8 protein-coding genes and 2 pseudogenes are annotated in these 9611 nt (G+C 75.3%); 5 read left to right on the top strand and 5 right to left on the bottom strand.

Translation table 11 applies throughout. From position 1 onward, the window contains the following. Positions 1-1441, top strand: a 1441-nt coding sequence (locus ACFWN1_RS28950; protein WP_384368221.1) for a ricin-type beta-trefoil lectin domain protein, incomplete at its 5' end; no start/stop codon positions are given. A gap of 8 nt (positions 1442-1449) precedes the next feature. Here the strand turns inward: ACFWN1_RS28950 and ACFWN1_RS28945 are convergent. From ACFWN1_RS28945 to ACFWN1_RS28930, 4 genes and pseudogenes are all read right to left on the bottom strand, one after another. Next, positions 1450-1843, bottom strand: a pseudogene (locus ACFWN1_RS28945) (universal stress protein). A gap of 30 nt (positions 1844-1873) precedes the next feature. Next, complete coding sequence (locus ACFWN1_RS28940; RefSeq protein ID WP_384368227.1) at positions 1874-3127, bottom strand: arsenic transporter; 1254 nt, start codon at positions 3125-3127, stop codon at positions 1874-1876. A 91-nt stretch (positions 3128-3218) separates the two neighbouring features. Beyond that, positions 3219-3917 (bottom strand): DUF4232 domain-containing protein, encoded by a 699-nt coding sequence (locus tag ACFWN1_RS28935; protein ID WP_384368218.1) that lies wholly within the window; start codon positions 3915-3917, stop codon positions 3219-3221. Between the two features lie 187 nt (positions 3918-4104). Then, positions 4105-5484, bottom strand: a complete 1380-nt coding sequence (locus ACFWN1_RS28930; protein WP_384368215.1) for a serine/threonine-protein kinase — start codon at positions 5482-5484, stop codon at positions 4105-4107. A gap of 46 nt (positions 5485-5530) precedes the next feature. On the opposite strand from ACFWN1_RS28930, the gene ACFWN1_RS28925 reads away from it, so the two are divergent. Beyond that, positions 5531-6079, top strand: a complete 549-nt coding sequence (locus tag ACFWN1_RS28925) for an RNA polymerase sigma factor (RefSeq protein ID WP_384368208.1) — start codon at positions 5531-5533, stop codon at positions 6077-6079. A gap of 39 nt (positions 6080-6118) precedes the next feature. Here the strand turns inward: ACFWN1_RS28925 and ACFWN1_RS28920 are convergent, their stop codons facing one another. Continuing rightward, positions 6119-7735: a multicopper oxidase family protein gene (locus ACFWN1_RS28920; protein ID WP_384368205.1), complete on the bottom strand. Its 1617-nt coding sequence runs from the start codon at positions 7733-7735 to the stop codon at positions 6119-6121. Positions 7736-7896: 161 nt separating this feature from the next. Between ACFWN1_RS28920 and ACFWN1_RS28915 the strand changes: the two genes are divergently transcribed. From ACFWN1_RS28915 to ACFWN1_RS28905, 3 genes and pseudogenes are all read left to right on the top strand, one after another. Next, positions 7897-8139 carry a hypothetical protein gene (locus tag ACFWN1_RS28915; protein WP_384368202.1) on the top strand — a complete coding sequence of 81 codons (243 nt, stop codon included), beginning with the start codon at positions 7897-7899 and terminating at the stop codon, positions 8137-8139. 6 nt (positions 8140-8145) lie between these two features. After that, the gene (locus ACFWN1_RS28910) at positions 8146-8523 is read left to right on the top strand and encodes a toxin Doc (RefSeq protein ID WP_384368224.1); all 378 of its coding nucleotides are present in this window, start codon (positions 8146-8148) and stop codon (positions 8521-8523) included. 237 nt (positions 8524-8760) lie between these two features. Continuing rightward, positions 8761-9611 (top strand): annotated as a pseudogene (locus tag ACFWN1_RS28905) (hydrolase); the annotation flags it as partial.

Genomic DNA, 9611 nt, shown 5'->3' with positions numbered 1-9611 from the left:
GCTGCTCCCGGCGCCGGGCAGGCGGCTGCTGGCGCGCGCGTTCCAGCGGCTGCCCGAGGCGTCCCGCGCGGTGCTGTGGCACACCGAGGTCGAGGGTGAGCCCCTCACGGTACCCGCCGCGCTCCTGGGGCTGGACGAGGAGAGCGCGGCCGTCGAACTCGGCCGCGCCCGCGACCGGTTGCGTGAGGAGTGCCTCCAGACCCACCGCGAACTGGCCCCCGACGCCGAGTGCGGGCGCTATCTGCGGATGCTGGACGTCACCTTCCGGCGCGGCGGCGGACTCGCCATGGACCCCGACCTGCGCGGCCACCTCGACGGCTGCGGCCACTGCGCCCGCACCGCCGACCAGCTCGCCCGCTTCAACGACGGGCTCGGACTCGCCCTCGCCGAAGCCGTGCTCGGCTGGGGCGCCGCAGCCTACCTCGCCGCCCGCGCCGACGACAGCGCCGCACCGCCCGTACCGCTGCCACCCATGCCCGCCGGCGGTGAGGAGTTCGCGCCCCCGCCCGCACCCACCCAGGGGGACCAGGCTCCCGCCGGGCGCACCGCGCACCGCGCGGCCCGGCGCGCCCGCCGCCGTAACGTCTCGCTGGCCGTCGCCACCGTCGTCGCCCTCGTCGCGGTGCCCCTCGTGCTCTGGTCGGTGCTCGGCTCCGACGGCGGCCCCGCCACGGCCCACGACGCCACCCCGACCCCGACGCCGGGCACCTCCCGGCCCGCGCCGCAGCCGTCCTGGGCCGGCGCGGACGGCAACCGGCCCACCGTGCGGGGACGGCTGCACAACGTGGCCTCCGGGCGCTGCGTCGGCATCGTCGGCAGGACGGCCGTCGCGGGCGCCGAGACCGAGGTCGTCACCTGCTCCGCCGACCCCGGCCAGCGCTGGCGGTACGAGCCGGACGGCCGGCTGCGCAGCGACGCGGCACCGGCTCTCTGCCTGGACTCCCGCCTCGGCTACTCGGTCCGCCTCGCCCCCTGTTCGGCCACCGGGACCGACGGCCGCTTCATCCGCTACGACTTCACCCTCCAGGGCACCCTCGTGCCCCGCTGGAACCAGAACCTGGCCCTGACCCCGGCCGCCACCGACGGCTCCGGCGCGCTGGTGCTGAAGAACCGCGCCGAGACCGCCGTCGAGCGCTGGGTCGTGGACACCGCCCAGAACGCCCCCCAGATGGAGACCGTCAACTGGGGCAAGGGAGCGACGGACGCCCCGGCCCGCCGCACCCCGGCGAAGCCGAGCCCCTCCGTGCGCTCCGCGAAGCCGAGCTCGTCCGTACGCCCCGCGAGTCCGGCCCCGAGCCCCACGCCGACACCGTCCGCCAGTCCGACGCCGAGCGCGACGGACGACGACACCTGCTCCTCGCACCGGCACCGCTGCGGCCGGCACGGCGGGCGGCGCGGGCACCGGCACGGGAGCGGCGGCTTCGGCGGCCGGCACCGCTGAGCCGCAGGTCAGTGGTGGTGCGGCGGCGGGGGGACCGTGCCGGGACCGGGCGCCTGTCCGGGCCACACCAGCAGGTCCGGGCCCCCGGCCGCCGCGGCCACCTCGCGTTCCGGACGGGCCGACCGCTCCTCGCGCACACACGTGCGTCCCAGGCGCTCGGCGGCCGCGTCCAGCAGTGCCGTCGCCGAGCCGTCGCCCGGCTCCTCCAGACGGTCCGCCGGATCGGCCTCCCGGGCCCGCTCCCGCCCCAGCAGCCCCGCGAACGCGCCGTGCGCCGCACCGGGCACCTCGGGCCCCGACACATGCGGCAGCACCACCTCACGGGCGTACGGAGGCGTGCACGCGCACGGCGTCCACACAGGCGGGCCAGGTGCCCTCGACGAGCCGGACGACCGCACGCATCCGATGCCCTCCTCGAAGCCACGCCACCCGTCAGAAGATCCGCAGCGCCCCCCACAGTGCCACCACTGACACCGCCAGCGCCGAGGGCACGGCGATCAGACCCAGCCGGGTGAACTCCCCGAGGTCCACGCCCTCGTCGTGCTGGTGCACGATCCGCCGCCACAGCAGGGTGGCCAGCGAACCCGCGTACGTGAGGTTGGGGCCGATGTTCACGCCCAGCAGCACCGCCAGCACCGCGCCCGCCCCGCCCGGCGCGGCCAGCGGCAGCAGCACCAGCACGGCGGGCAGGTTGTTGATCAGGTTGGCCAGCACGGCGGCCAGCGCGGCGATCCCCAGCAGCGCGGGCAACCCGCTCCCCGAGGGCAGCAGGTGCCCGAGCGCGTCCGAGAGCCCGTTGTCCACCACCGCCCGCACCACCACACCCAGCGCCAGCACGAAGATCAGGAACAGCGGGGCGGCCGCCCGCACCACCGAGAGCGGGGTGGCCCGCCGGCGCACCACGGCCCGCCCGGCCAGCACCAGCGCCCCCGCTGCCGCCGCCCACGCCGGATCGACGCCGACCGCCGACGCCACCACGAACCCGGCGAGCGTGCAGCCCACGGTCACTAGGGCGAACACCGGCAGCGGCGGCTCCTCCCCGGTGTCCCGGGCCCAGGGCGCCGCCGCCGACAGGTCGCGGGCGAAGAAACGCCGGAACACCAGGTACTCCACACCGATCGCGGCCAGCCACGGCAGCGCCATCAGCGCCGCGAACCGGGTGAAGGACAGCCCGCTCGCCGCGAAGGCCAGCAGGTTCGTCAGATTGGACACCGGCAGCAGCAGGGACGCCGTGTTCGACAGATGGGTGCACGCGTAGACATGCGGTTTCGGGCGCACCCCGGAGCGGGCGGCTGTGGCGAACACCACCGGGGTCAGCAGCACGATCGTCGCGTCCAGGCTCAGTACGGCCGTGATCACCGAGGCCAGCGCGAACACCGCCGTCAGCAGCCGCACCGGCCGCCCCCGGGACCGGCGCGCCATCCAGGCCCCGCACGCCCGGAACAGTCCCTCCACGTCGCAGAAGTGCGCCAGTACGAGCACCGCGGCCAGGAACCCGACTACCGGGCCCAGCCGGGCCGCCTCGGCGCGGGCGTGGTCCAGCGAGATGGCGCCCGTGAGGATGACGACGCCCGCGGCGGGCACCGCGAGCACCGCCTCCGGCCTGCCGGAGGGCCGTACCACCGCCCAGGCGAGCACGGCGGCGAGCAGGACGGCCGACAGGGCCTCGGCGAGCGGGGTGTTCAGGGCGATCCTCCGGACCTGTGGTGCTGTGCCCGCTCAGGAGAACGGACGCCGATGCGCCGGGCCGGCCGGGACCCGGCGCCACCGTGCCCGGTCAGGCGCCCGAACCGGGGGCGAAGACGGTCAGGCGGACGGAGGAGGAGTTGCCCGAGACCGGCACCGCGCCGCCCGTCCACGTCACCTTCAGCGGGTCACGCTCGTCCGGCGGGGTGACCACCAGCGAGGCCGGCTTCCCCGACTTCGCGCCACTGACCCTCGGGTTGGAGAACGTCAGTCCGGCCCACGCGCTCTGGCCGGGCCGGAGCGTCACGGTCACCGGGGAGCCGGAGGTGCGCTCGGGGTCGCGGCCCAGCTGGGTGCCGGAGGCGTTCACGAAGGCGGCGCCCGGATAGCCGCGCAGGGTGCAGGTGCGGGACGACTTGTTGGTGAGGACGACCGGGAAGTTCTCCTGCCCGGCGCCCGGGTCGTTGCGGCCCACGGCGGCCCGCAGCTCGGAGGTGTGGCAGCGGGTGCTCTTCGCGCTGTCCGGCTTGACGGTCCTCGTCGCCGTGTCCGGTGCCGAGCTGGGGGTCGTGGTGCCGCCGCTCTGCGTCACCGGGGAGGGGGTGCCGGCGGGGTCGGGGGACGTGCTGGTCCCGCCCGGGGACTCGGTCGCGGGCGCGGCCGAGCCGGACACCGTCTTCGCCGGTGCCGCGCCCACGTCGCCGTTGCCGCAGGCGGTCAGGAGGCCCAGTACGGCGGCGGAGCCCACGAGCAGGGCCCCGCGCCGCCTGGCCGGGGATGAGTTCGCCATGTCGGGTAAGCCTCCCTGATGATCCACGGCACACGGGTGCGCGTACCGTCGGCGCCGGATGCGCCGTCACACCCTCCGATGCGCCGTCCGGTGGAAAAGTTCGGACGCGGTGGAAAAAACTTCCGCGCCCGCAGAAGTCTCCGCCCACCGGGGCCCCGCCGCCACGCCGGACACCGGTTCCCCCTGATCAGGTGACCCGCAGCGAGCGGAGTATGCCATCGGTGGCGTCCGGGTCGCCGAGCTGACGCACCTGTACGTACACCTGGGGCCCGCCCGCGCCGCCCGAGGGGCGCAGCGCGGACTCGGTGACCGAGCCGCCGCCCGCGCAGCCGCGCCACACCCGTACCGTGCCCCGCCAGCCCGGCCCCGTGAACGCGTGCCGGTCCGCACTCCGGCAGCCGGCGTGCGCGAGGGCGTCCACCCGGCCGGTGAGACCGTCCGCGCCGACGCCCACGAAGACACCGTTCACCGGCGTGCCAAGGTCGGACCAGCGGGACAGGTCGCCGGCCACCACCAGCCCCGGTTGCTCCCCGGGCGGCAGCCCGAGCGCCCGCGGGTTCCACCCGGAGTCGCGCACCTCCCGGTCCCAGCCCGCGGGCACCTCCACCGCGATCCGGCCGGAGGCGTCCCGCACCCGCGCCTCCTCGCCCGCGCCCCCGGCGGGCCGGTGCGGCACCAGCGCCACCGCGCCCCCGGCGGTCAGCAGGGCCACCGCGGCCGCCCCGGCGAGGAGCGCGCGCCTGCGCCGTACCGTGCCGGGGCGGCGGGCTCGGCCGGTGTCCGCCGCCAGCCGGTCCAGTTCGTCCGCGAACGCCCGCGCGGACGGCCAGCGCCGCTCCCGGTCCGGCTCCAGCGCGCGCAGCACCGCCCGCTCCACGCCGGCCTCCAGCCCCGGCCGCGCCCGGGTGGGCGGTACGGCCCTGCCCGGCGGTCCCGGCACGGTCCCGGTGAGCAGCTCGTAGCCCACCGCGCCCAGGCTGTAGACATCGGCGCGCTCGTCGATGCCCGAGCCCGGCTCGGCCTGCTCCGGGGGCTGATAGCCCGCCGAACCCGCGGCGAGGGTGAGCGCGGACGCCTGCGCGAGGCTCTTGGCCAGCCCCAGGTCGGCCAGCAGCAGCCGGCGCCCGCCGTCCGGGGCGGTGCTCATGAGCAGGTTGGTCGGCTTGATGTCCCGGTGCACGATCCCGGCCTCGTGCAGCGCGGCGGCGCCCCGCGCGGCCAGCGACGTCAGCTCCAGCGCCTCGGCGACCGGCAGCGGACCGTCGGCGAGCAGGCCGGCGAGGGTGCCGGCGTCGGCGTACTCCATGACGAAGTACGGCCTGCCGTCGTCCAGCTCGCCGATGTCGTAGACCTGCACCACCCGGCTGGACCCGGCCCGGCGCAGCAGCCGTGCCTCGGAGAGGAAGCGCTCGCGCACATCGAGGCGGTGGGACCAGTTGTCGGCGAGGACCTTGACCGCGACCGGGGCGTCGAGTTCGTCGTCGTGGGCGAGCCAGACGGTGGCGAACGCGCCGCTGCCGAGGCGCCGTCTGAGGCGGTAGCGGCCGATCCGCTCCGGGGAGTGCATACGACTATCATGCCTGCCCTGAGATCGACTCCGAGGAGGAGCTTACGTGCTGGACGCGGCGAGGGCCGAAGAGCTGGCCCGTCTGGCGGCGACGGGCGACCGGGCGGCCCTGGACCGGCTGCTGGCCGAGCTGCGGCCGGAGGTGGTGCGCCGCTGCGGGCGCTTCCTGCCCTGCCGGGAGGACGCCGAGGAGGCCGCGCAGGACGTCCTGCTCCAGGTGGCCCGGAACATCGGCGGCTTCGAGGGCCGCAGCCGCTTCAGCACCTGGCTGTACACGGTCGTCGCCAACTGCTGCCGGCAGAAGTACCGCGAGCTGAGGCGGCGGGCCGCCGAGCAGCCCGCGCCCGACGAGCTGACGGAGCCCGCCGACCCCCGCACCACCAGTGTCATCGCGGGCTCCCGGCTCGACCTGCTGGAGGCGCTGGACCAGCTGGAGCGAGAACACCCGCACCTGGTGGCGCCACTGGTCTACCGGGACCTGTGCCAGCTGGAGTACGCCGAGGCCGCCGAACGCGCGGGCATTCCGCTCGGCACCCTGAAGTCCCGGCTGCACGAGGCCCGCAGACGGGTGCGGCCCTGGCTGAGCGCCCACTGATCCGCCGGCGGGACGGCCCTACGGACGCCTGTCACCGGCTCACTTCCTGTAGCCGAGGACCGTCATCATGCCGCTCTCCGAGTGGTACTGGTTGTGGCAGTGCAGCATCCACAGACCGGGGTTGTCGGCGTCGAAGTCGATGACCAGCTTGCGGTGCGGCAGGACCACGGCGGTGTCCTTGCGGGCGCCCACCGAGTCGATGCCGGTCAGCGCGAAGGTGTGGCCGTGCAGATGCAGCGGGTGCCACATGTCGGTGGCGTTGATCAGGGTCAGCCGGACCCGCTCGCCCGACCGCACCGGGTACCGCTGCCGCACGTCGTACTGCTTGTGGTTGAAGCCCCAGTCGTACTTCTCCATGGTGCCGGTGACCCTGATGCGCATCTGGCGGTCCGGCCGGCGGTGGTCCAGGGCGACGGACTCGGCGGGCAGCAGACGGCGCGCGGGGATCACCTCGCGGTCCAGCTCGGGCAGCCTGACGTCCGCACGAGGAACGCTTCTGCCCTTGTCGGTACGGAGCACCGCCAGCGCCTGGCCGCCCTTGCCCTCGGCCAGCGCGACCAGCGGGAACACCCCGTCCTTGGCCGTGATCAGCACGTCGTACCGCTCCGCCATGCCGACCAGCAGGGCGTCCGTCTCCCGGTGCTGGACCGGGTAGCCGTCGGTGTGCGTCACCGTGAGCTTGTGGCCGCCGAGCGCCACCCGGAAGGCGGTGTCCGAGCCCGCGTTGATGATCCGCAGCCGCACCCGCTCACCGGGACGGCACCTGAACGAGGTCGGCGCACCCGGCCTGCGGCCGTTGACCAGGTAGACGGGGTACGCGACATTGCCGCCGACCCCGTCCAGGATGCGGCTCCTCGACCCGTGCAGCATGCGGTCCGGGCCGGTGTTCCTCGGCGGGTGGGGCATGGCCGGCATCGGGTGCTCGTGCGGGTGGGCGGTGGGGCGCTGAGGGCCCATCATCGCCATGCCGCCGCCCGGCTTGAGCTGCTGAAGCACCTTCTCCGGGGTGGAGCCGTCGACACCGTCCACCCAGTCGTCGAGGACGATCACCCACTCCTTGTCGTACTTCAGCGGCTCCCTCGGGTCGTCCACCACGAGAGGCGCGTACAGGCCCCGGTCCGGCTGCATGCCGACGTGGCTGTGCAGCAGGTAGGTGCCGGGGTCGGCGACGGTGAAGCGGTAGTTGAAGTCCATCCCGGCGGGGACGGAGTTCTGGGTGAGGCCCGGCGCGCCGTCCATGTCGTTGCGCAGCCGGACGCCGTGCGAGTGGAGCGTGGTGGTCTCCGGCAGCCGGTTGGCGAGCGTGATGCTGAGTACGTCACCGGCCGTCGCCCGCACCAGCGGTCCGGGCAGCGTGTCCTGGTACGCCCAGGTGCGCACGGACCGGCCGCCCAGGTCCAGCGTGGTCTCGCCGGCCGTGAGCGTGAACATGCGCACCCGGCCCGAGCCGCGCCGCCGCTCGGCGGCCCGCACCTCCGGACCCGACGGTTCGACGTAACCGGCCGGCCCCGGCGGGACGAAGTTCCCCGCCGCCATCATCGTGCCGCGCGGTCCGGGCCGGGGCCGGGGACCGGAGTCGGAGCAGGCGGCCAGGAGTCCCGCGCCCGCGGCCGCGAGCGGGACGCGGAGGAGAGTACGCCGCGAAGGTGTATGCATGAAGGAAATAAGACACTTTTTGTGCTCATATGTGAGGGATCTGAGGGCGGCGCGTCTGCTGGTGTCGGCCGCGCGACACGTCGAGAACCCCGGGTACCGGGGGCGCGGGCACCTGATCTGGCCCGATTTACGGGTGAGTACCCTCGCGGTACCGTGAGGGCATGCCAGCTCTCAACGTGGAGTTCAGCGAGCGCGAACTCGCGGACCTGCGGCAGATCGCCAAGGAACGCGGTACATCGATGAAGGCCCTGGTGCGGGACGCGGCGGCGGCGGACATCGCCCGGCACCGGGCGCTGAAGGAGGGCGCGGAGACCTTCCGGGCCTTCTTCACCGCGCACGCGGCGGAGTTCGCCGCCGCGTTCCCCGACGACGAGGCCGTCCCGGCCACGGGTGAGGCCGCCTGAGCGGTGATACCCCCCGTCATCCACATCGACGTCCCCTGGCTGCTCCAGCGCCATGAGGACGTGCTGCCCGACCAGCCCGCGGTGGACGACTTCTCCGCCCTGGTCGCCGCCGTCGCCCGGCACCGCGTGGACCCGCCCCGGCCGGGCGTCGACTCCGACGCCGCCTGGCGGGCCGCCGCCCTGCTGCACACCCTCGCCGTGCTCCGCCCGCTGCCCGCGGCCAACGCCCGCTTCGCCTGCGCCACCGCCGTCGCCTATCTGCACATCAGCGGCGCCGGCGTCGACCCGCCGTACGGTGCCCTCGTCGACCTCGTCCGCGACGTGACCGCCGGCCGCGCCGACGTGTACGGCGCGGCCGACCGGCTCCGGTCCTGGCGGAGCTGACCCCGCTCCGGCCGGCTCCGACTTCCCTGCAAACCCGTCGATGTGGGGCGTGCGCCTTGTTGCGTGTGGAGATCTTGTGCGAGGGTGACACTCCCGTGCGGGGGTGAAGTCCGGGACCGATCCGGCAGTTGGGCGACCGGGCCGGAGCCACCACGACCGTGGGCCTGTGGGTCCCGCTCCCGTGCGCATCCCGGAGGTTCGCTCCCACGCTCCGCACGCCCCGAAGGAATCCCCCCAGTGACCACCCCTCAGCCTCCTCTTCCCTACTTGCCCGGCATGGCGGCGGGGGAGTCCGACGAGTTCACAGCCGCCGCCCTGCGCGGGGGTGCGGAAACGGGGGCGTCCCAGGCCGCCGCGCTGCTGATGGCCCGGCACTGGCAGCCCGCCTCCGACTACGCCGTCATCTGCCTCGCGGGCCCCGGCCCGCTGGCCCAGATGGTCACCGCCGCCGTCTTCCACCAGGCCCTGGACCGGCTCACCCTCGGCGAGCCCGCCGACGCACTGCGCCCCCGCCTGCTGGTGGCCGTACGGGACACCGTCCTCGGCTGGGCGGCCGCCGAGCGGGTCACCGCGGCGCTGCCCGGCCTCGGCAAGCCCGCCGGGGGGCGCGGCATGCGCGCCGCGCGTTCGCTCACCCCGGAGAACCGGGCCCTCGCCGAGCGGGCCTTCCACACGCTGCCCCGGCTCGAACAGGCGCTGCTGTGGCACACCGAGGTGGAGGCCGAGCCCGTGGCCGTCCCCGCGGCACTGCTCGGCGTGGACCCGGTCGGCGCGGCCGCCGCGCTCGAACAGAGCCGGGAGAAGCTCCGGGCGGGTGTGCTGCGCGCACACCGCGAGCTGGCCCCGGGTGGTGAGTGCCGCCACTACAACCGGCTGCTCGACGTGCCGGTGCGCCGGGGCGGCGCCGTACTGCCCGACGTCCGGCAGCACCTGGACGCCTGCTCCTACTGCCGGTACGCCGCCGAACAGCTCGGTCAGCTCGACTCCGGCGCCGGGCTGCTGCTCGCCGAGGCGGTCCTCGGCTGGGGCGCCCGCCGCTACTTCGACTCCCGCCCCGGCCGGGGCCGGCCCGCCGCCCGGCGCGAGGC

It is taken from the genome of Streptomyces sp. NPDC058459, from assembly GCF_042721685.1.
Lineage (GTDB): Bacteria > Actinomycetota > Actinomycetes > Streptomycetales > Streptomycetaceae > Streptomyces.
This window is presented reverse-complemented; position numbering and strand designations above follow the sequence as displayed.